Origin of the sequence: Roseibium sp. FZY0029, from assembly GCF_036350355.1 — a bacterium.
In the GTDB taxonomy this organism is placed as follows: domain Bacteria; phylum Pseudomonadota; class Alphaproteobacteria; order Rhizobiales; family Stappiaceae; genus Roseibium.
Genome location: NZ_JAZDVZ010000002.1, coordinates 435,784 through 456,305, shown reverse-complemented (window position 1 = coordinate 456,305; position 20,522 = coordinate 435,784). Strand labels below are relative to the sequence as shown.

Below are 20,522 nucleotides of genomic sequence, written 5' to 3'. Positions count from 1 at the left end.
GAGTTTGAAACCATGGGATATCTCTTTTTTCAGCCGCAGAACGCGCATCGGGTCGAAGTGGACGGGCGCCACCTGCTTTTCCATGTGCCGACGACATCTCTGTTCGAGATCGACCGGCTCGACAACGACGTGATCGATCTCTTCAGCGACCGGACGAAGGTGTCAGAAGCCGATGTCCGGGAGCGGTTCAGCGGCCGGGTAGATCCGGTCGAGGTGACAGAGCGGATCCGTTCGTTTCTCGATCTCGACATCATCACCGACGGCCGCCCGCCAAGGGCGGAGCGGCCGCCGATCCATATCCAGAACTTTCCGCTGACGACGATTGTTCTCAACGTCAACACGGGCTGCAATCTTTCCTGCACCTACTGTTACAAGGAAGATCTGGATACACCGTCCAAGGGCCGGCGGATGGCCTTCGAGACGGCGAAACGCTCGATCGAACTGCTGCTGGCGGAAAGCCCCGACCGGGACAGCTACAATGTTGTCTTCTTTGGCGGCGAACCGCTCAGCAACCTGGCCCTGATCAAGGAAGTCGTTGCCTATGCGGAAGACCGTTTCGGCAATCTGGGCAAGCGCGTCGACTTTACCCTGACAACCAACGCGACGCTTCTGACCGAGGAGATCGTCGACTGGCTCAACGCGCACCGGTTCGGTCTGACCGTTTCGATGGACGGGCCGAAGGCGCTTCACGACAAGAACCGCAAGACTGTCGGCGGCAAAGGCACCTACAATGTCGTAGCCTCCAAGACAAAGATGTTGCTGGAACGCTACACCTCCCGCCCGGTCGGCGGGCGGGTGACGCTGACCCATGGCGTCACGGCGGTCTACGAGATCTGGGATCACCTGAAAAACGAGATCGGCTTTCATGAAGTCGGCTTCTCGCCGGTGACCTCCGGTCCCATCGCGCCGTTCAATCTAACCGGTGACGAGTTGCAGACGGTGTTCGACGAGATGAAACGGCTCGGGCGGCACTACCGCGATGAAGCGCTTCTGGGCCGCAACATCGGCTTTTCCAACATGCACCAGCTCATGAACGACCTTTACGAAGGCCGGTCAAAAGCTCTGCCTTGCGGGGCAGGGCTCGGCATGCTGGCGGTCGATCACGAGGGCGGGCTCAATCTCTGCCACCGGTTCACCGGCTCGGACATGGAGACCTATGGCACGGTTGATGGCGGCATTGAAAAGCAGAAGCTGGCCCGTTTCATCGAGGACCGGGCCGACCGTACCGACAAGGGCTGCTCCACCTGCCGCATCCGCAACATCTGCGCGGGCGGCTGTTACCACGAGAGCTACGCCCATTTCTCCGATCCGATGAAGCCGACCTACCACTATTGCGACCTCATGCGCGACTGGGTGGATTTCGGCATCGGCGTCTATGGCGAGTTGATCGCCGGCGCACCGGCTTTCTTTTCGGATCACATCATGCCTCGGAGGGCATTTGGCAAATGAGACACTTGAAACCCCTGAACCAGAAAGCCGACCGCGTCGTCACTGCGGTCGAAACCGACAAGATGGATGAAGTGCGGGCCATGCAGACTGTTGTGGTCGGCTGCACATCGACCCTCGATCCCGGCTGGGAAGTCGACCCGTTTGGCGGTGTCGCCGCCCTGTGCCAGCCGATGGAGGCCGATCTCTACGGCTGCTCGGACCCATGCTGGTGGCCGGCCCAGGTGCCGGACACGATCAATTCCTATCGCGACTGGAACGCCGATGCCGACAACGCCGGCAAGGACTGGCGCTCGCTCGGCACGGTTTTCCCGTCCGACAGCGAAACCTGACCGGCAGACGCCTTACAAGATATTCGGAGAAACCCGATGCGAAACCTGATTGCTGCGGCAAGCGCAGCCCTGGCCCTGAGCCTTACCGCTCTGCCGGCCCTCGCCAAGGACCTGATCGTCACGGCCGCAAAGCCCGACCGGCTTTACGTGATCGACGCTAAGGCACGGACGATAGAGACCGACTGCAAACTCGACTTCAACCTGATCCCCGGTGTCATCGTCGTGTCGCCGGACAACAAGATCGCCTATATCCTCGGCAATCGCTGGGAGGACGTGTTCGGTATCGACCTGTCCACCTGCGAGATGGTCTTCTCCGCACATCAGTCCGACGGCGACATCCGGCGCAAGACGATTGCCTCCCTGGCCGTTTCCAAGGATGGCAAGGAGGTCTACACGGTGCGAAATCCCGTGCGGCTGCTCGCCGACCGCTACGAGATTCTGGAGCCGGAAATTGCTGTTTATGACACTTCGGCCGGCCTTGACGCCAAGCCGGCCCGCACGTTTCCAAGCCCGCGCCGCATGACGGTTATGGCGACCGGTCGGGACGGGATGCTCTATGCCGCCGGGCACGAGATTTATGCCATTGACCCGAAGACGGGCGAGATCTCGATCAAGATCAAGAATGCCACCTGGGACCGGCCGACCTATTCTCCGCCGGACGTCCTTGCCTTCTGGCCCATCGGCACGCAGGCAGACGAGTTCCTGCTGCTCTATTCGGCCGCCAAGTTCACCGACGAGTCGATGAGCGAGATTGCCGATTTCGTCTGGGGGTACCAGTCGGTCGATCTGACGACTGGGGAAAGCGATATCCAGGATTTCGCCAGCCTGGAAGTGATCATGTTCTCCGCTGTTCGTGATCCAAACGACAAGAGCAAGCTTTACGGTGTCTACACCCAGCTTTCCAAGCATGATGTCGAGAAGAAAGAGCTGATCAAGCGGGTCGACCTGCCACACACCTATTACTGTGTGAACATCTCGTCCGACGGCAAGGAGATCTATGTCGGCGGCACCAATGACGACATTGGCGTCTACGATGCAGAGACCCTGGAACGTATCGGTGAAATTCTCCTGCCTTCGGGCGGCGACATGGCTGCCGGTACGATGCAGGTGATCAGCACCGGAAGTTAGGAGAGAGAACCGAGCCTGCCAGGTCCCCGCTTTTATGGGGATGACAGTGGCAAGGTTGCAGACAAGGAACACGGATGAAACAGGCAGTTTCCTTGCAAGGAGCAGACCGGGCCGGGACCGTATCGTCCCGGCCTTCACTGCTGCGTGGCCTGTTTAACCGGGTCTTCGGCAGCCGCGAGGCGGCGTGGCTGGTGCCGCTGGTCGCGCCCTATCGCTGGCCGCTGGCAATGCTGTTCCTGCTGTCCTTGGTGGCGGCAGGTGCCGCCCTTGTGCCGCCTTACCTCACCAAGCTTGTCATCGACCGGGGCCTTATGGCTGGGGACAAGCAGGCGCTTGTCGTGTTTGTGGCCGTGCTGTTTGGTGTCGGACTGGTCGCCTTGGCGCTGGGCGCACTCAATTCCCTGCTGCACCTGCGATTTTCGGCAAGACTGCTGAAGGATCTGCGCCGGTCCGCGGTTGATCAGATCCTTGCCCAGTCGCCCCGCTGGCAGGCGAGACAATCCATCGGCGAACTCATGAGCCGCCTGGATGGCGATGCCGGGGAAGTTCAGCAATTCACCTTTGCAGTGCTGGTGAACGGCGGCGGCAGTCTTCTGAGACTGATCGGCGGTCTTGTGATGCTGTTTGTGCTTGCGCCTAAACTGGCTCTTCTGGCCCTTGCGTTGGCACCGGTGGAACTGTTGTTTTTTGCTCGTGCCCGGTCCGTGACCCAGGCGAAGGCAAGAGACGTGCGGCACGCGCGCGGTGTGCTGGCATCCGGGCTTGCGGAGACGATTACCGGGCTCTCTGCGTTGCGGGCGCTGAATGCGACTGGCGCGGCGGCAAAGCGGATCGAAACACGGCAGCAAGGCCTTGTCGCTGCGCTGCTTTCTGCGCAGATGTGGAACGAGGTGACGCGGGCGGTGCCGATGGTGCTGACGGCGATCCTGCGCGGCGCTGTGTTTCTCGTCGGCGGGCTGGCGGTGATCGACGGCACGATGCCGCTCGGATCCCTGATTGCCTTCACGGCCTATCTGGCCTTTCTGATCGGCCCTATGCAGGCGCTGATCTCGCTCTGGCACGGACAGGCCCGCATGAAGGCGGCGCTTGACCGGCTGGACCGGATCATGAGCGCCGTGCCGGATGTCCAGGAACCGGCATCGCCAGTTCGGCTGCCAGCCGATGGCGGTGAAATGGTGCTGGCAGGTGTTGCCTATGCACCGGACGGCGGTACGCCGCTGTTTGAGAATGTTTCCCTGATCGTGCCCAAGGGGCAGAAAGTCCGGCTCAGTGGGCCGTCCGGCATCGGCAAGACGTCCCTATTGTCTCTGCTACAGCGCCATGACGACCCGAAGGCCGGAACGATCCTGCTGGATGGCACGGACCTGCGCCATCTGTCGCTGCACGATCTCCGCGCGGTCATCGCGCTGGTGCCGCAAAAGGGGCATGTGTTTTCTGGGACCGTCTCGGACAACCTCCGTCTGGGAGCGGCCGATGCGGATGAAGACGACATGCGGGCCGTTCTGCGGTTTGTGGAACTGGAAGACCGGTTTGCGGGTGAAGGACTTGAAACAATACTGGGTGAAGGCGGGCTGGATCTGTCGGGCGGCGAGCGTCAGCGGCTGTGTCTCGCCCGGGCCCTGCTGCAACCGTTCAACGTGCTGATCCTCGACGAAAGCCTGTCGGAAGTCGATGCGGAGAGGGTGTCGCGGATCATGGCGCGGATCGATAGCCGATTTGGCGACCGCACCCGTCTAGTCGTCACGCATGGAGATGCGGAACGCTATGGCGCTTTTGACGGTGAGCTGGTGTTGAAAGCGAGGGGGGCCGGTTCGTGATCCGGGTCGGGCTGATAGACGGCGCCTTGCCACAGGATTGGCCGGGTTTGGAGGCGCAGGAATGGTTTTGCAGGCCGGATGGCGCGGACCTTGCGACTGGCCATGCCGAGGCCATGGCAAAAACCCTGTGCGCCCATGCGAAAGAGGTTCAGGTGTTCAACGCCGTGGTGTTTCCCGGGCAGCTTTCGACCTCGCTCGGTGCTGTCTGTGCCGCCTTGCACTGGCTTGCCGAAAATCCGCCCGACATCGTCCTATGCGCCTTCGGTATGGCGCGCTCTACCGTTGAGCTGTCCGTCGCAGTCTCCCGGCTGCAACAGGCAGGCAGCTGGATTGTGGGTTCTGCACCGGCGCGCGGCGGCAATGCCTATCCGGCGGCATTTGAAGGTGTCCTGTCCGTGCAGGGCGATGCGCGCTGCGGCCCGGAAGAGCTTTCGCGACTGGACCTGCCGCATGCGACCTTCGGGGCTTGCCCGACTGCCTTTGGGCGAGGCGATATCCGCGGCGCCAGCGCAGCGGCGGCGCATCTGGCCGGGCTGCTGGCAAAATCTGTTCAAACCTCAGAAACGGCAGCCGTGGACGGACTTGAGATTTTCACGCGCTATCGGGGGCGGGAGCGGCGCGAGGCCGCGGTTCAGCGTTTCTGAAGGGAAGAGACGCGGGGTGAGAGCCCTCGCATGCGCACTGACCAGCTGATAAAGATCCCTTCATGAGTGGCACGGTCAGATTTGAAAAATGGCATCACCGGAACGACAGCGCGGAAAATGCGCTGATCTTTCCTGATGGTTGCCGCGACGTGCTGGTGGTGCGCGAGCCGGGCAAACGGGAAAAGGTTCTGCTGACTGATCTGGATTTTCAACCGCGCGTGTCAAAGCTCGCGGAAGGCACCCGGATTACAGGCTTCCGCTTGCGCCCGGGGGCCGTGGTGACAGACGAGGTTCTTCTGGCTGTCGCCCGTGATTGCGCGCAGGTGGAAGAACTCCTGGGCAACGCACTTGATGAGACCAACGATCTGGACGACGTGATCGTTGCCCTGACGCTGCCGCAGGTAACCGTCGACTATGTATCAAAGCAGGCGGGCGTTTCGCTGCGCACACTGCAGAGGCGCTTCCGGGAGCATGGGCTACCGTCGCCGGAGTATTGGCGCCTGCTCGCGCGGGCCCGCAGGGCGGCAGGATTACTGGCCTCCGACCTGCCTCTGGTGGAGATCGCATCCGCCTGCGGCTTCAGCGACCAGGCCCATATGACGCGTGACCTGAAGCGCTGGTTCGGCGGGTCACCGGCGCAATTGCGCCGGGACCCTTATTGCTTGTCGCTGTTGTCTCAACCGGCACTTGGCAACTGGACAGGCGAGCAGATCTCGACGAGGTAACCGAACGGATCGCTCACATAGGAGGTGATCTGGCCCCAGGGTTCTTCGCGCGCATCCTGCAGCTTGGTTGCACCGGCGTCGACGGCGCAGGCGAGCGCGCCTGCAACGTCATCCGTTTCAAAGGCCAGTTCGAACACAGGTGACTTTGGGTCCGGCGTGCCTGGTGTCTTGCCGAGTTGCCTCATCAGCGACTTGGCGGAAAAGGCGAGTTTTGTCTCGCCGGTTGCAAGCTCGCCATAGTCGCCGGACTCATGGAGGAACAGCCGCTCCAGTCCGAAGGCGTTCTCATAGAAGTCGAGCGCGGCTACGACATTGTCGACATAAAGGATGGTGTATCTGAGGATCACATGGGTCTCCCGCTGGGGTTGGTGTGTCGCCAGCCTTAAGTGGTTGTTGCTTGGCCGTCTTGAACGATCGCGACATCAACGCTGATCATCCGCCAGTCATCTGTCAGTCATCCTTCAGCCAGGAGACCGGCCAGCAGTTTGCAGGTTGCGGTTTCATAGGCTTTCCTGTCGCCCCCGTTTGCAATGGCGAGGGCCGCGCGGTCGAACGCGGAGGAAAGCAGGTCTGCCAACGGCTCCAGCGGAACGTCTTTCAGAGCGCCGTGGCTGGCAGCATGCTGCAGGCCTTCCAGAAGGGTTGCGCCGCCGGTTTGCCGGTCGATCTCCGCCATTTCCGCAAGGCCGAGCACGGTTGGTCCCTCCAGCAGCATGATCCTTGCCCGGCCGGCAACGGACATGGCCGAGAAATAGGCGCTCGCCCCTGACATGAAGGCATCAAGTGGTGTCTGGGCGGTGTTCGTCCGGCTGTTGATCTCTGCCGCGATTGCTGCCGATTCCTGGTGAACCAGCGCCCGCATCAAGTCTGCCTTGTCGGCGAAGTGATGATAGAGCGCACCGCGGGTGACGTCCGCTGCCTTGACGATCTCCGGCGTTCCGGTTTCCGCGTAGCCTTTTTCAATGATCAGCGCCCTTGCCGCATCCAGCAGGGCCTTTCGCGTTTCGGCGCGCCGTTCCGCCTGGGTTCGCCGCTCGCCTGTTTTCTTCGGGCTTTTTTCTTGCATACGTGCAGCCTGTATGTTAATTGATTCTTACATACAGACTGTATGTCTTTTTGTTGAGAATGAAAAGTCTCGGGACCTGCCAGAGGCGCAAAAGGAGCAGGCAGTTTTCGCCCGGTTTTGGTGATGAACAGGAGAGAAACGATGAAATGCACACAGTATTACCCCGTTCTCATGACCGACAAGGTCGCCGAGACAGTCCGGTTTTATCGGGACAATTTCCGCTTCAAGGCGATGTTTGAAGCTGACTGGTACGTGCATCTGCAATCGGAGGAAGACGAAAGCGTCAACCTCGCGATCCTGGATCAGAGCCACGAAACCATTCCTGAAGCCGGCCGCGGCCGGGGAGCAGGCGGACTTCTGCTCAATTTCGAAGTCGAGGATGTGGACGCCGTTTATGAGACTGCGCAGGCAAACGGGCTGCCTGTCTTGCAGGTTCTGCGGGACGAGGCGTTCGGCCAGCGCCATTTCATCACCTGCGATCCAAACGGGGTGCTGATCGACGTAATCAAGCCGATCCCGCCCAGCGAAGAGTTTCTGAAGCAGTTTGCTGCTGCAGCTGTGCCTGCATGACAGGACCATGGTCATGCCGGCGAGTGTCTCTCGAGTGAGGGAATGTCGCCCGCTGCTGTAATCCGCTGAGGTCCAAGCCGGCACGAAAGAGGCGTGGCTGGAGATCCGGCCACGCCTCTTTCGTTTTCAAGACTGAAGGTCTGGCCCTCACGAAGACAGAGGCGGACAGGAGCTGCCCTGTTCCGCGCGCGATTTCAGGCCTTGCAGGCTTTGCATCGTGTTCGGGTTGCCCGGCAGGACGAAGCTTTGCTCAAGTGCCGTGCGGACGTTGTTGATCACTGCAAGATCCTGGACAGCCAGCGTCTGGCAGGGTGTGCCGGTGAAACGGACGCGGATGCGGATCACGCGCTGGCCGTTGTCGGACGGGCCGAATTCTGAATCGAGCGCCGGGTTCGGGCCGGTCATCGGCCGTTCCAGAACAACCATGTTGGGCTGGTCCTGCAGCACGACGGTGCCGCGTTCCTGGGCGCTGGAGACGAGGGCCGATCGCACGCTTGCGGGATCGGCCGCGATTTTCACCGACTGCGCACCGGCCGGCACGTTCAGTCTCGGCTGATCGGGCTGCGATGGGCGCTGAGAGGAGCCAGACTGGCAAGCGGCAACAGCAAGGGCGCAAAAAGCGGATAAAACGATACGTCGCATGGGCAGTCCCAAGGTTAAAATGGTCATAATTGGAGCCGGTCTAGAACACGTCTTCATAAAGTACAAGAAAACTGCTTGTGACCGCCGCCCTGTTCTGGAAGTAAACTGACATAACACTCCTAACGAAGCCTTGTGGCGGGATGGCGGCGGAGGTTTTCCTCGTTTGAGGTCAGAATCTATCGCCTGTCTTGAAACCGCTGCCACCAAAACTACCACCGCTTTTAAATCCGCCGCCGCCGAAGCCACCGCTGTTGCCGGAGCTTTTGCCCGTACCGCCGCCGAAGCCGCCGCCGAACCCGCCCCCAAAACCTCCCATGGATTTGGGAAGGCCCGAGCCGTTCGGGAACGCCACCTGACGCCCCTTCGGTTTGCGGCGTTTGTGCGCACGTTCCGCGCGCGCCCAGTATTCGGCACCTGTGATCGCACCCTTGACCAGTTCGCCCAGAAGGACGGTAGTCAGCTTCTCGTCAGAGAAGGTCGACTCCCAGCTGCCGTAGCCACTGGAACGGAAACGCTTAATGACGTCAGCTAGTTCCCCCCTGCGCCGGCCAATATCGCGCTGCAGTTCCCGGTCCTGTCGGATCTCACGCGTAACCTGCTCAATGCGTTCTCTCAGATCCTCGATGCGCTGGACGATTTTTTCGTCTTCGGGCGAGGGCGTGTCGAGCGCAGCGCGCCACAGGTCGCTGAGATCGTCCGCCTGCAGGGAGACGGACAGATGCTCCTCAGCTTTCTGAAAGTCGGCGTCTTCGCCGCTGGAAAATTCGGCAAGCGCGGAAGAAAGCGTTTCGATGCGCCGGTCCAGATTATCGAGCTCGTTGTCGATCCGGTCGATGTCCGCGCTCAGCGTTTCGATGGTGCCGACAAGGTCCGTTCCGGCGGCATCCGTCATGGCGTTGCGGCTGAATTCGGCGAGCTTGTCCTGTTCTTCGCGGGCGATTTCCGCACAGCGTTCCGCATGGCGGGCCATTCGATCCGGAATGCTGGTCAGCATGGCAAAGTTGGCACGGGCGTCGTTAAAGCCGACAAGGCCGGCCACCCAGCGATCGAGCGAGCGCACAAGACCGCGATGCGAATAGGCGGGCGTTCCGAAACCGCGCTGCCACAGATACATGAACAAGGGATCGGCCTCATAGGCCTTTCCCTTTTCCTGGCGGTCCTTTTCGGAAGTTGCCGCCTTGGCGGCAGCAGCCTCGGCAGTGGCAATGGCCGCTTCCGTTCTGTCGCGCTGCGCCTGATACGCGGCATCGCCTTCCAGGCGGCCGTCGACGGCCTCCATCAGCTCGTCCATCTGGTTTTCGGCGGCATCGCGCGCCGTGTCCAGCTCAACCCGTTTCTTCTGCAGCTGGCTGCGGTCGCTTTCGCACTGGCGAAGCTGTTCGGTCAGTACCTTGTAATCGGCGGTGCGCTTGTCGAGAAGCTTGCGGGCTTCGCGTGCAGCGCTGTCAAGCCGGGTGTTCAATGCGCCGGCGCTGTCGGTATCAAGACGGAAGCGGGCAAGGTCGCGGTAGGCTTCGCTCTGGCGTTCCTGCAGGTCCGTCAGCGCTCTTGTCGACCGCTCGATGCGTTTGCTCAGTTCGGCTTCTTCCCGGCGCAAATCGGCGAGCGACTGCTCGATCGTGCCCAGGGTCTGGCGTCCCGTCAGCATGCCGGTACCTCCCGGTGAGGCGGTGCAATCCTAACAGCTACCATTTTGTAATTGCTCCGTCCTGAACGCCGCTGCGCCATTTGATGTCCAGCTCTCCGCGCCGCTTTTGCCCAAGCACACCTTTCTGCACAATGCCGTCTTCCATCTTGTCCCGGCGAACGGCGTTATAGATGGTTTCCGATACGCGCTGGCCCCATTTGTCGACAAGTTCGGCCTCGCTGCTTTCCTCCGACAGGATCTTGCGGTCCAGGATCTTGCCGTCCGGGTCCACGGCCTCCACCACGATGTAGTAGTTTTCGGTGTCCGGATTGGATTCGGGAATGCGGGAAACGCCTGTCGGCACGCCTTCGCGGGAAATGATCCGAACTTCGAAGACCTCCTGCAAACGCCCCGCCAGGTCGCGCAAGTCGGCCTCTGCCTTGAAGGCTGCCTCGTTGTCGCCATCCGACAGGGCAAGGTTGCCGTCACTGGCCATGCGTTCGGCGGTGGCTTCGATGTCGGTGTTTTCGGTCAGGGAATCGATCCGCCCGACCAATTCGGAATAGGTTGCCGGCAATGCCTGTAGCCTTGCCTGCAAATCTGCTTCCGCGCGTTGCGCGGGCAATTTGACGATGAAATACCAAGCGGCAACGCAGACGATGACGACGGTAAAGGCAGCTGCCAGCCATTTCGACCAGGTGCCGCGCGAAATATAGATCATCGCCAGGGTGCGCTGGAAACCGGCGGCAGGCGGTGAATAGACAAAGCGATCGCGCTTCAGATCCTCGACGCCGGCCTTCAGGATATGGTCCGGAACATCGATGCCCTGGGAGGCATAGACCTGCCGCAGCCGCTCCACCATGGCCGCATCGCGCTCATCGCTTTTCAGCTCACGGGCCACCTGTCCTTCTTCATGACGCAGCGTGTCGACCACGTCCATCGCCATCATCAGATCGTCGAGCGGGGCGTCGGAATTGCTTGCCATGAATGCATGTCTTCTTGAAAAAGGGAGGGCGGGCCGGAAGGTCCGGCCTGCCGGATTATCGTCAGATCAAAGGGTCTTGCCCTGGGCGGTCAGCTTGGCAAGCCGGCGCTTGCCGTCTTCCACGGCAGTGCGGATTTCCTCGGAGTTCTTCGTCGACATCTCGCGCATTTCATCAATGATCTCGCGCGACTGGACCTGGAAGTTGACGACGGAGTCGACCAGTTTCTTCACCGAAGCTGCGGCGACGGTTGGTCCGTAACCTGCCTCGAGCGCTTTCTTCTGCACTTCGTCGCCGATGTCCGCAAGCGTTTCCAGGCTCTTGTTGATGCCATCCTTCATCGCATTCAGCGTTTCCGTGCTTTCGTGCAGACCCTGCAAGCCGGTGAAGGAGGCGTTGAGCGCCGTCAGAACGGATTCATTGGTGGAGAAGAAGCTGACCGACTGGGCGTAGACACGTTCCTTGGCGTTGGTGGTCTGTACCAGACGCGCCATGATCACTTCGGAGGTGTTGTAGCCGATGGTGAGATTGTCGGAGAGGTCTTTCGCGATCTGATAGCGCTTTTCCTCATCCTGCATCTCACGCAGTTTTTCGTCGCGCGCCAGTTCCAGACGGGCCTTCTGCGCCGGATCGTCGCCCGTGTAGGCTTCAACGTCGCCAGATGCGCTTTCAAGCGCGGCCTTTGCAGCGTCCAGTTTTCCGGTCGCAATGTTCAGGAGTTCAAGCGCGGTCACTTCCGCCTGCTTCAGCGCGCCGCGGAAATCCCGATAGGCTTCCAGAATGGTCTGTTCACGCTCAATCTGGTCTTTCGTCGCCTTGGCGACATCCTTGTAGGTGCCGCGAATATCGTCGAAGCGGTCGGATATCGTGCCGCGGCGGAAATCGCGCCACTTGTTGGACAGGTTCTCGGTGAAGGAGATCTTGCCGTCGGCCAACTGGTCGACCAGGGCCTTGGCGTCGTCCCGGATGGAATTGAAGGCGTCGGTGATCTGCTCATAGCGTTCACCGATGTCCATCTGCTGAACCTGCGAACGGACAACCTCGTTGAAGTTGGAGGCCTGGGCCAGTGTGCGGGTGATGATCAGCACCTTGTCGGGAGAAAGATCCGTGATCTGCTCCAGCAGGGCATTGATCGGGGCATCCTGCTCGCTTTCCGGCGTGATGCCGATATCGCGGAGTGTCGACAGCGCACGGTCGAGATACTGAAGCGGGGAAAAGCTTCCCGCCGGAGCCGTTTGGGTCTGCGGGGTTTCAGGGGCTGCCGCGTCTGTCATGTTTGACCTCCTTCAAGGACGCGGCCCGGTTTATGGTTTGTTGCCGCAACGTCCTGTTAACGTCATAATTTTGCATGTTAGGGCAGGCTTACGCCGCTCTGTCAACGGCTTGCCATGCATTTCAGGCCAAAGCCGGGCAGCATGCAAAAAGCTGCCATACCCTTTGCTTAGGCCGGTTTTGCGACAAATATGTTTCTATGGTGCAAGAACTGCCGAAATTCGCGCATAAGCTTATGGCAGTGAGTCGACGGGCGAGGGCCAGTCGCCGTCCCGCAGTCCCGTCCGTAGCAAGTTCGTTGGCGCCTTTATGAAATTTCTCAAGAGCATTCTTCTGATTGCCGTTTTTGCCGCCGCTGTTGCTGGTGGCCTGTCTCCGGTTTCACCAAGGGCCCAGACAGCGGATACGGTTGTGGCGCAGACCGATGAAAGCAACGCTGAAGCCACGCGGCGGTCTGATGTCGATGATCTTTTCAGACGTGCAGCCACTGCGCTTGAAGGTGGGGGCGTTTCGCCAAGAACCCTCGACCAGCTTCGGTCTCAACTGGTCATCGTGCGGGATGCGAATTCCCAGATCATGTCGCGCGGCAGCATTCGCGCCAGCGCGCTTGCGGCGCAGCTCAACAGCCTCGGCCCGCCGCCGGCCGACGGGCAGGAGGAAGCCGACGTCATCGCCGCGCGGCGCAAGGAGCTTACCAATGAGCTTGCGATCGCGAATGCCCCTGTCCGCCGGGCGGCGGAAATCCACGACGAGGCCGTGTTCTTCATTCGTCAGGTGGACAGGCAGCTGCGCACCAGGCAGCTCGACAAGCTGTTCGACAGGTATCCATCGCCGCTGGCGCCTTCAACCTGGTCGACCGGGTTTCTGGAAATCGGTCAGTTCTTCAGCCGGTTCGAACGGGACGTGCAAAACGAACTGGCGCGCCCCAGCGTGTCGAAGAAACTTGACGAAACGCTGCCACTCGCGCTCGCCTTGACGTTGTTCGGCATCCTGTTTCTGGCCGTTCTGCAGCAACCGATTTCCCGTGCGCTGAAGCGCTATTGCGAACGGCCGGCAACCGGTATCAAGGCATTGCTGCTGGCGTTGCTCTATAACGCCAGTTTCATCGTGCTGCCGACTATAGGGGCTGTGTCGCTAATTGCGGTGTTCCCGATTTTGGACATTTATCCCAATTCGGTCCGCACGGCCGTGATCGCGATACCCGCCATGGCGCTGGTGATCATCATCGCCAACTGGCTCGGGCACACGCTGTTTGCGCCGGGCCAGAGCCGCTGGCGGCTGCTGGACCTCGGCGACAGGGAAGCAAAGATCGGATTGCGCCTCTGCCAGGGGCTTGGTGTCTTCGTGGCGCTGGAAGTGGCTGTCGAGGCCTTCGAGCTGGACAATGCCTTTGGCCTGGCCGCCATTTCGGTGCTGTCGGCTACTCCCATCGCCGTTGCCGCTGTCATGCTGTGGGCTTTGGCCGGCATCATCCGCTTCAGCGATGCTGCCGAAAGGGAGGTGCAGGAAAGTGAGCAGACGGCGGAACAGCCCGAGGAAGGCTCGGTGAAGCCGCAGGAGTCGGGCTTTCTGCTGTTTTTGTCCCTGCTGATGAAGGCTTCCGCCGTTCTGGCCGTTTGCGTGACGATGCTGGGGTATGTGCAGCTTGCCCGGGTGGCGATCCTGCCGGTGATCATGACCGTCGCCCAGCTCGGCTTCGGGTTCATGCTTTACCATCTTGTGCTGGTCATCGTGAAAGCGGCGCTCGGCAAGCGGGAGGACGAGCCTGTTCCGATCCTGGCTGCCTTCAGCCTGATCTGTGTGCTGACGATGATCTTCGCCCCGTTGATCGCGATGACATGGGGCGCGCGTGCCACGGATATCATCGAAGCCTGGAACTTGCTGACGAATGGCGTGCAACTGGGCGACATTCACCTGTCGCTCGATTCCCTGATCGTGCTTGTCACCATTTTCGGCATCGGCGTTGTGGTGACGCGCTGGCTTCAGAACCTTCTCAAAAGCACCGTTCTGCCGCAAACGCGCATGGATAGCGGTGCGCAGAACGCCCTGGTCACGGGCACTGGGTATGTCGGGCTTACGCTGGCGGTGCTGATTGCGGTCTCGACGGCAGGGCTCAACCTCTCCAGCCTTGCGGTTGTCGCCGGTGCCTTGTCGGTCGGTATCGGTTTTGGTCTGCAGACCATCGTTTCCAACTTCGTCTCCGGCATCATTCTGCTGATCGAACGGCCGATCAAGGAAGGGGACTGGATCGAAGTGTCCGGGCAATCCGGCTATGTGCGCAAGATCTCCGTCCGCTCGACACGCATCGAAACCTTCGACCGTCATGACGTGATCGTCCCGAATTCGGATCTGATCGCCGGAACGGTCAAGAACATGACGCTGACGAACAAGTCCGGGCGTCTCATCCTGCCGGTCGGCGTTGCCTATGGCAGCGACCTTGAGAAGGTGAAGTCGATCCTGTTCGATGCGGCGCGGGCAAACAACACCATCTCGCGCTATCCGACACCGCAGGTTCTGTTCATCGGGCTGGGCGACAGCTCGCTGAACTTCGAATTGCGGTGCTTCCTTAAGGACATCGGCAATGTGATGACGACCAAGTCGGACCTCTATTTCACGGTCTATAACGAACTTGGCAAAGCGGGTGTCGAGATCCCGTTCCCGCAGCGCGACCTGCATATCAAGGATTTCGACCAGTTGGCCGAGGCGCTGGAGCGCCGGCAGGCGGTTCCGGCCTCTCAACCGGAAGAGGACAAGCCGTCCTGACGCGTGGTCCGGGCTTCAGGTTGGTCGTAACCGAAAGCCCGGAGGTCTTTTTACTCAATCCGTCCTAGACGAGTTCCGCGGCAATGCGGGCTGCCAGGCGGGCATTGTTGCGCACCAGGGCAATGTTCGTGTCAAGGCTGCGGCCGCCGGTCAACTCCAGGATCGCGCCGAGAACGAAGGGGGTCACTTCCTTGCCGCGAATGCCCTTGGCCGAAGCGTCAGTGATGGCGGCATCGATGTAGCCGGTCATCTCGTCCCGCGGGATCTGGTCGGTTTCCGGCACCGGATTGGCGATCAGCACACCGCCGTGGTCCGGAAAGCGCGACCGCATCTTCAAAAGCGTGCCGATTTCAGCTGCCGAATTCAGCGAGTAGGGGGCCTTCAGGCCGCTGGCCCGTGACCAGAACGCCGGCAGTTCTTCGGTGCCGAAAGCAATGACCGGCACACCCTTGGTCTCCAGAACTTCCAGCGTCTTGGGAATGTCGAGCAGCGCCTTGGCGCCAGCGGACACTACACACACCGGCGTGCGGCCAAGTTCATCAAGGTCCGCGGAAATATCGAAGCTTTCCTCAGCGCCCTTGTGAACGCCGCCGATGCCGCCGGTGGCGAACACCTTCAGGCCGGCCGCATGGGCCGCCATCATGGTGGCGGCGACGGTGGTCGCGCCGTAGCGCCCGGTGGCAAGGGCGAATGTCAGGTCGGCACGCGAACACTTCATCACGTCCTTGGCCTGCGCCAGACGGTCGAGATCCGTGTCGGATAGACCAACCATGATCTTGCCGTCCATCAGAGCGATCGTAGCCGGAACAGCGCCTTCCGCACGAATATCGGCCTCCACGTCACGGGCCGTCTCGACGTTCCTCGGGAACGGCATGCCGTGGGTGATGATGGTCGATTCCAGCGCAACGACCGGCTTGCCGTTCGTAAGAGCCTCGCGCACTTCATCGCTGTAAACGATCAGATCCTTGATGGAGGAGGGCGATGTCGGGGTGGTCACGGCGTGTGCCTTTCTGTTTCTTCATCCGGCAGCTCTAGGCCGGGGCAAATCTGCGGGTCTTATAGGCGCAAGGCGAGACTGCGCCAAGATTGGAATTTGTCCACATGGTCAAAAGTTGGCGAGGGCATCCCACGTAAGCTCATCGGCGAGCGCGCCCGTGCAGCGCAAGGTCAGGGCGGCGGCCGAAAGGCCAAAGGGGACGGCGTCTGTCAGGCCATACCCTTTTGAAAGCGCTGCGACCGTGCCCGCTGTCAAGGCGTCGCCTGCGCCGGTGACGTCGACAATTTGTGTCTGAAGCGGAGCAAAGCGGTGGAGCGTTCCCCCTTCCAGCACAAGCACGTCTGAGGCAGCACTGGTCAGGACAAAACTCTTCAGGCCGGTCTGCATCAAGGCTGCGGCAAGGTCTTCGGAAGATACATCGCAGGAGAGGCCGGTGAGCGTGGCCGCTTCGCCGCGGTTCAGCATCAGGCAGTCCAGTTCGTCAAGGACGCCACGCAGCCGGATGGCCTTGGCATCCGAAACGGCATTGGCAATGAGGCGCCCGGGCCGGGCAACGCCTGCCAGCCGGGCCAGCATGGCAGCGGGGAGGTTCGCATCCAGAAACCAGATCGTCTCCCGCGATGCACCTGCCGCGAGCTGCTCAACGATGGCATCGAACAGGTCTTCAGGGGCTTCGGACAGCACACGATCATCGACGCAGGCGGCTGCAAGATCGCCCGCCGGATTATGCAGCGCAAGGTATTGGCCTGTGGCGAAACCTGACCGGGCCAGGACATGGAGAACAAGACCTTCCTGTCGAAGCTGGCGAGAGAGCATGTCGGCAGCACCATCGTCCCCGACCGTCCCCACCAGATGCGTTCCCACACCAAGGCGCACCAGCGCTCGAGCTATATTCGTGGCAACGCCGCCCGGCTTCGCACTCAGTCTGGAAGGGGTCGATGTCTCGGGGCGGATCGGCTCGCTGGCATGGGCGATCGTATCGTAATGGATCGCACCGATGGCGATGACGGAAGAAGAATGGGCTGAAGTCACGTTCAGGACTGTCTCATAAAGGGCCGGCATCAGAACCCAAGGCTCGCTCCGCCGGTCGCAGGCAACCGTTGAAAGCGCGGGCTAGCAGATTAAGCGGGGGGCGGCAACGGGAAGCGCGCAGGCATAGCTAACAAGCATCCGTTGATAACATGAAACGACGGATCAGCGGCCAACGGGGCCGTTTTTCGCAGTCAGCGTGCTTTTGTGCCGATGATGAGGCCATTTCGGCGCGTCATTATGAACTTGCCTTGCGATCTGTCGCTTTCCTCGCGGATCAGCTTAGCAAGATGCCTCTGTTGAGCCTCGGCCGCAGTAATGCCTGGTGGACAGGACAACAGGAACTTCACCGCATCTTCTGGATCAGTGCACGTCATCGTATCGGTAAGATCAAATCGCCGTACAACGTCGAAAAGCTCACCAACAACCTGCTCGGCATCATCGAGCGAGAACATTGCGGCCGCGGGATCAACGGGCCTGCCTCCAAATGCCTTGACGCCGATTGAATGCAGTTCGCTCATATTCTCCAGAGCATTTGTGCTTACGAACACCTGCCCGCCCGTGCGCAAGACACGTCTCGCTTCACGCAACGCGGTTCGTGGATCTTCCAAGTGATACAGGACGTGCAAAAGAAGCACCGCGTCAAAGGTCTCATCTGGGTGCGGCAGGTCGATGGCATCTGCCACCTTAGCGCTGACGACCTCAATCTTCTCCACCGTTGCCAGGTTCGCCAAGACCTCCTCGATCATTCCGGGAGAGGCATCTATGAGAGAAAGACGAAGTTGGTTTGGCAGACGGTCTGCCTGAGAACGCCAAATCCAGCCAGGACCGCACCCGACGTCCAATACATGCATTTCTGTTTGTAAATTCAAATGCTCGATCAGCCAGCCAAACCAGCTGACAGTTGCATATTTCGCCTGAAACGAGCCACGTGTCGCAAGATGGCGGGGCGTCGCGTAGTGGCGTTGTGCTTCTTCACTTCGAGACGTGTCATTCATAAGAAGATGCTACGCCAATTATGGGTCTTTATCCATAAAGAGCTCTACGCAGAAACTTGAACCGCACTTGTTTTGAGAGGACGGTTGTTCTCGAACCGAACCAATGGTCGCATCGCGACTGCGGCCACAAAGTTGGCGCTCATCTGCCCCGGACAGATTATGCATTTCCAGGCAAGGCGCGCCGCCAGATCCTAACCGACTGTAGGAGCTAAATTGCAAGACATGGTCGTTGTGTTTCACACCTCTTTTGTCTTCGGGCACCCGGTTTATGTCCCGCATCGGATCACGTTTTTTAAAGGCCTGAGATCGCGCGATCCGGAGATCTCGGGCCTCCAGGTTGTCTCGACCATTTAAACTCCACCCGACTTCCGCATTACGGCTTCTTCCTGGGCGCGCTGTTTGGCGGCGATCTTTTCCTTGATTTCGGAGAGATCACCCTTGGGAGTTTTCGGGTTCCTGGGGTTGTTGGGGACCAGCTCTACGAGGACCGGATTGGGTGAGTGGTCGAGCGTGGCTCCCGAAACACTGTCGACGCCGACACCAATAACGCCGCCAATCAGCACGTTCCCAGCCATGCCGGCGACGCCGCCGGGGGCGACCTTGGTGTTCACCTCGACGGTCTGGGTCTTGTAGCCTTCCTTGGAAACCGTAACGGTGAATTCCTGTTTGCGTGAGACCTGAAGAGAGCAGGGGGACGTGTTGCAGGTCAGCCCGATGGACGTGGCGATCTGTGCTCCTTCCGGTGAGACGTAGACCTTCACGGTCTCATTGGTGCCGCGTGTCGCCGTGGCGCAAGCCGACAAGCCAAGCGCAAGCGCCAGGCACAACAGTTTGTTTGTTTTCATGTAAATCGCTTCCCAGCCAAGTGAAACAAAAGTGGCGAAGACCTAGCCGAACCGAAATTCTTTGCAAATCTGTTTTTCAAGTACCGATTGAAAGACGTGCTCACTGCCACCCGATATTCACATTCGAATTGCGACAAGGCCCAGCTGGTAGGCGCTCGATAAGACTGGACCGAGCCGCAAAGCAGGCTGACAGGGATGGCCAGTCGATCCACCCGAGATGCGGCAGAGCACTGATTCTATCTCAATGTGGAACAGGGAATAACCCGGTGTTCAGCTTACGTAGGGGAATACGCGATCTGTTCAGCTGAGAACATATTGGAAACAAACAGTCATTTTCATTTAAATACCAATCGGTTTTGCCATCTTGTCAAATGAGAACAAAATGTGTACAAAGCTCTCATTGAAACGGCACGTCCATCGTGGAATAAGGAGCGTAAGCCATGTCGCAAAGTACACTTCGTCTCGTAGAAAGCAGCCAGATGGATAAGACAAAAGCGCTGGACGCAGCGCTCAGCCAAATCGAACGCGCCTTCGGCAAAGGCTCCATCATGAAGATGGGCCAGGGCCAGGTGGTTGAGGTGCAAGCTGTCTCGACCGGGTCTCTCGGACTTGATATCGCCCTCGGGATCGGCGGTCTGCCGCGCGGACGTATCGTCGAGATCTACGGGCCGGAATCGTCCGGTAAAACGACGCTTGCGCTGCATGCGGTTGCCGAAGCTCAGAAGACGGGTGGGATCTGCGCCTTCATCGATGCGGAGCATGCGCTGGATCCGATCTATGCGCGCAAGCTTGGGGTCGATATCGACAATCTTCTGATCTCCCAGCCGGACGCCGGTGAGCAGGCACTGGAAATCGCCGACACGCTGGTGCGGTCCGGCGCCATTGATGTGCTGGTCATCGACTCGGTCGCCGCGCTGACGCCGAAGGCCGAACTTGAAGGCGAAATGGGCGACAGTCTGCCGGGCATGCAGGCCCGCCTGATGAGCCAGGCGCTGCGCAAGCTGACCGCTTCGATCTCCAAGTCGAAGTGCATGGTGATCTTCATCAACCAGATCCGCATGAAGATCGGCGTGATGTTCGGTTCACCTGAAACCACGACAGGCGGCAATGCGCTGAAATTCTACGCGTCTGTCCGTCTGGATATTCGCCGCATCGGCGCGATCAAGGACCGGGACGAAGTCGTCGGCAACCAGACCCGCGTGAAAGTCGTCAAGAACAAGCTGGCGCCTCCCTTTCGTCAGGTCGAATTCGACATTGTCTACGGTGAGGGCGTCTCCAAGACCGGCGAGCTGATCGATCTTGGTGTCAAAGGCAACATCGTTGAAAAGTCGGGTGCTTGGTTCTCCTACAACAGCCAGCGTCTTGGCCAGGGCCGGGAAAATGCAAAGCAGTTTCTGAAGGACAATCCGGAAATTGCCGATGAAATCGAACTGGCGATCCGCCAGAACGCCGGTCTGATCGCCGAGGCGATCATCGATCCGGACGGGGGAGTGGAAGACGAAGCAGAGGATTGATCCTCAGCTTCTGGTCGCCGCTCGCATGAGCTCCGGACGTTTGTCCGGTCTTCCAAGGGCCTCCTTCCGTTTATCGGAAGGGGGCCTTTTGCTGTTCGGGGCGAGGACCGGAACAAAATTCCAA

Annotated in this window: 19 protein-coding genes; 9 read left to right on the top strand and 10 right to left on the bottom strand. The window is 60.1% G+C overall.

Going from position 1 to position 20,522, the window contains the following annotated elements; all coding sequences use genetic code 11:
- Window positions 1-12: 12 nt before the first annotated feature.
- From peaB to V1T76_RS06625, 6 genes are all read left to right on the top strand, one after another.
- Window positions 13-1,449 carry a quinohemoprotein amine dehydrogenase maturation protein gene (gene peaB / locus V1T76_RS06650; protein ID WP_330559829.1) on the top strand — a complete coding sequence of 479 codons (1,437 nt, stop codon included), beginning with the start codon at window positions 13-15 and terminating at the stop codon, window positions 1,447-1,449.
- Window positions 1,446-1,778 carry a quinohemoprotein amine dehydrogenase subunit gamma gene (gene qhpC, locus V1T76_RS06645; RefSeq protein WP_006932572.1) on the top strand — a complete coding sequence of 111 codons (333 nt, stop codon included), beginning with the start codon at window positions 1,446-1,448 and terminating at the stop codon, window positions 1,776-1,778. The genes peaB and qhpC overlap by 4 nt, the downstream gene beginning before the upstream one ends.
- A 36-nt stretch (window positions 1,779-1,814) precedes the next feature.
- Window positions 1,815-2,906 (top strand): quinohemoprotein amine dehydrogenase subunit beta, encoded by a 1,092-nt coding sequence (peaD, locus tag V1T76_RS06640; protein WP_330559823.1) that lies wholly within the window; start codon window positions 1,815-1,817, stop codon window positions 2,904-2,906.
- Between the two features lie 74 nt (window positions 2,907-2,980).
- The gene (locus tag V1T76_RS06635; RefSeq protein ID WP_330559822.1) at window positions 2,981-4,723 is read left to right on the top strand and encodes an ABC transporter ATP-binding protein; all 1,743 of its coding nucleotides are present in this window, start codon (window positions 2,981-2,983) and stop codon (window positions 4,721-4,723) included.
- A complete protein-coding gene (locus V1T76_RS06630; RefSeq protein WP_330559821.1) occupies window positions 4,720-5,367 on the top strand; it encodes a hypothetical protein in 648 nt (215 codons plus the stop codon). The genes V1T76_RS06635 and V1T76_RS06630 overlap by 4 nt, the downstream gene beginning before the upstream one ends.
- A gap of 62 nt (window positions 5,368-5,429) precedes the next feature.
- A complete protein-coding gene (locus V1T76_RS06625) occupies window positions 5,430-6,092 on the top strand; it encodes a helix-turn-helix domain-containing protein (protein WP_330559820.1) in 663 nt (220 codons plus the stop codon).
- Here V1T76_RS06625 and V1T76_RS06620 read toward each other — a convergent pair.
- Both V1T76_RS06620 and V1T76_RS06615 read right to left on the bottom strand, forming a co-directional pair.
- Complete coding sequence (locus tag V1T76_RS06620; RefSeq protein WP_330559819.1) at window positions 6,044-6,439, bottom strand: VOC family protein; 396 nt, start codon at window positions 6,437-6,439, stop codon at window positions 6,044-6,046. The two genes, V1T76_RS06625 and V1T76_RS06620, sit on opposite strands and share 49 nt — an antisense overlap.
- Before the next feature lie 107 nt (window positions 6,440-6,546).
- Window positions 6,547-7,158, bottom strand: coding sequence for a TetR/AcrR family transcriptional regulator (locus V1T76_RS06615; protein WP_330559818.1), 612 nt, complete (start codon window positions 7,156-7,158; stop codon window positions 6,547-6,549).
- 141 nt (window positions 7,159-7,299) lie between these two features.
- Between V1T76_RS06615 and V1T76_RS06610 the strand changes: the two genes are divergently transcribed.
- On the top strand, window positions 7,300-7,728 hold the full coding sequence (locus V1T76_RS06610) for a VOC family protein (RefSeq protein WP_330559817.1): 429 nt from the start codon (window positions 7,300-7,302) through the stop codon (window positions 7,726-7,728).
- Between the two features lie 147 nt (window positions 7,729-7,875).
- On the opposite strand, the gene V1T76_RS06605 is transcribed toward V1T76_RS06610, so the two are convergent.
- The 4 genes from V1T76_RS06605 to V1T76_RS06590 all read right to left on the bottom strand — a co-directional run bounded on the left by V1T76_RS06605 (window position 7,876) and on the right by V1T76_RS06590 (window position 12,254).
- Window positions 7,876-8,370 carry a hypothetical protein gene (locus tag V1T76_RS06605; RefSeq protein ID WP_330559816.1) on the bottom strand — a complete coding sequence of 165 codons (495 nt, stop codon included), beginning with the start codon at window positions 8,368-8,370 and terminating at the stop codon, window positions 7,876-7,878.
- Window positions 8,371-8,539: 169 nt separating this feature from the next.
- The gene (locus tag V1T76_RS06600) at window positions 8,540-10,018 is read right to left on the bottom strand and encodes a hypothetical protein (RefSeq protein ID WP_330559815.1); all 1,479 of its coding nucleotides are present in this window, start codon (window positions 10,016-10,018) and stop codon (window positions 8,540-8,542) included.
- A gap of 37 nt (window positions 10,019-10,055) precedes the next feature.
- On the bottom strand, window positions 10,056-10,982 hold the full coding sequence (locus V1T76_RS06595; protein WP_330559814.1) for a DUF6384 family protein: 927 nt from the start codon (window positions 10,980-10,982) through the stop codon (window positions 10,056-10,058).
- Between the two features lie 66 nt (window positions 10,983-11,048).
- Window positions 11,049-12,254, bottom strand: a complete 1,206-nt coding sequence (locus V1T76_RS06590) for a cell surface protein (protein ID WP_330559813.1) — start codon at window positions 12,252-12,254, stop codon at window positions 11,049-11,051.
- Window positions 12,255-12,561: 307 nt separating this feature from the next.
- Between V1T76_RS06590 and V1T76_RS06585 the strand changes: the two genes are divergently transcribed.
- Window positions 12,562-15,015 carry a DUF3772 domain-containing protein gene (locus V1T76_RS06585; RefSeq protein ID WP_330559812.1) on the top strand — a complete coding sequence of 818 codons (2,454 nt, stop codon included), beginning with the start codon at window positions 12,562-12,564 and terminating at the stop codon, window positions 15,013-15,015.
- A gap of 64 nt (window positions 15,016-15,079) precedes the next feature.
- On the opposite strand, the gene V1T76_RS06580 is transcribed toward V1T76_RS06585, so the two are convergent.
- The 4 genes from V1T76_RS06580 to V1T76_RS06565 form a co-directional block, all read right to left on the bottom strand.
- Window positions 15,080-16,012: a pseudouridine-5'-phosphate glycosidase gene (locus V1T76_RS06580; protein ID WP_330559811.1), complete on the bottom strand. Its 933-nt coding sequence runs from the start codon at window positions 16,010-16,012 to the stop codon at window positions 15,080-15,082.
- A 108-nt stretch (window positions 16,013-16,120) separates the two neighbouring features.
- Window positions 16,121-17,074, bottom strand: coding sequence for a PfkB family carbohydrate kinase (locus tag V1T76_RS06575; RefSeq protein ID WP_330559810.1), 954 nt, complete (start codon window positions 17,072-17,074; stop codon window positions 16,121-16,123).
- 161 nt (window positions 17,075-17,235) lie between these two features.
- Window positions 17,236-18,039: a class I SAM-dependent methyltransferase gene (locus V1T76_RS06570; protein WP_330559808.1), complete on the bottom strand. Its 804-nt coding sequence runs from the start codon at window positions 18,037-18,039 to the stop codon at window positions 17,236-17,238.
- A 350-nt stretch (window positions 18,040-18,389) separates the two neighbouring features.
- On the bottom strand, window positions 18,390-18,884 hold the full coding sequence (locus V1T76_RS06565; protein WP_330559807.1) for a translation initiation factor 2: 495 nt from the start codon (window positions 18,882-18,884) through the stop codon (window positions 18,390-18,392).
- A 440-nt stretch (window positions 18,885-19,324) separates the two neighbouring features.
- On the opposite strand from V1T76_RS06565, the gene recA reads away from it, so the two are divergent.
- Entirely contained in the window at window positions 19,325-20,398 is a 1,074-nt protein-coding gene (gene recA / locus V1T76_RS06560) for a recombinase RecA (protein ID WP_330559806.1), read from the top strand.
- Window positions 20,399-20,522 lie beyond the last annotated feature (124 nt).

Excerpts from the sequence above, each read along its gene's own strand:
- V1T76_RS06610 (WP_330559817.1), top strand. The coding sequence starts at position 7,300 with ATGAAATGCACACAGTATTACCCCGTTCTCATGACCGACAAGGTCGCC.
- V1T76_RS06585 (WP_330559812.1), top strand. The coding sequence starts at position 12,562 with ATGAAATTTCTCAAGAGCATTCTTCTGATTGCCGTTTTTGCCGCCGCT.
- V1T76_RS06600 (WP_330559815.1), bottom strand. The coding sequence starts at position 10,018 with ATGCTGACGGGACGCCAGACCCTGGGCACGATCGAGCAGTCGCTCGCC.
- V1T76_RS06565 (WP_330559807.1), bottom strand. The coding sequence starts at position 18,884 with ATGAAAACAAACAAACTGTTGTGCCTGGCGCTTGCGCTTGGCTTGTCG.
- peaB (WP_330559829.1), top strand. The coding sequence starts at position 13 with ATGGGATATCTCTTTTTTCAGCCGCAGAACGCGCATCGGGTCGAAGTG.
- V1T76_RS06615 (WP_330559818.1), bottom strand. The coding sequence starts at position 7,158 with ATGCAAGAAAAAAGCCCGAAGAAAACAGGCGAGCGGCGAACCCAGGCG.
- recA (WP_330559806.1), top strand. The coding sequence starts at position 19,325 with ATGTCGCAAAGTACACTTCGTCTCGTAGAAAGCAGCCAGATGGATAAG.
- V1T76_RS06625 (WP_330559820.1), top strand. The coding sequence starts at position 5,430 with ATGAGTGGCACGGTCAGATTTGAAAAATGGCATCACCGGAACGACAGC.
- V1T76_RS06635 (WP_330559822.1), top strand. The coding sequence starts at position 2,981 with ATGAAACAGGCAGTTTCCTTGCAAGGAGCAGACCGGGCCGGGACCGTA.
- V1T76_RS06575 (WP_330559810.1), bottom strand. The coding sequence starts at position 17,074 with ATGCCGGCCCTTTATGAGACAGTCCTGAACGTGACTTCAGCCCATTCT.
- V1T76_RS06595 (WP_330559814.1), bottom strand. The coding sequence starts at position 10,982 with ATGGCAAGCAATTCCGACGCCCCGCTCGACGATCTGATGATGGCGATG.
- V1T76_RS06590 (WP_330559813.1), bottom strand. The coding sequence starts at position 12,254 with ATGACAGACGCGGCAGCCCCTGAAACCCCGCAGACCCAAACGGCTCCG.
- V1T76_RS06605 (WP_330559816.1), bottom strand. The coding sequence starts at position 8,370 with ATGCGACGTATCGTTTTATCCGCTTTTTGCGCCCTTGCTGTTGCCGCT.
- V1T76_RS06570 (WP_330559808.1), bottom strand. The coding sequence starts at position 18,039 with ATGAATGACACGTCTCGAAGTGAAGAAGCACAACGCCACTACGCGACG.
- qhpC (WP_006932572.1), top strand. The coding sequence starts at position 1,446 with ATGAGACACTTGAAACCCCTGAACCAGAAAGCCGACCGCGTCGTCACT.
- peaD (WP_330559823.1), top strand. The coding sequence starts at position 1,815 with ATGCGAAACCTGATTGCTGCGGCAAGCGCAGCCCTGGCCCTGAGCCTT.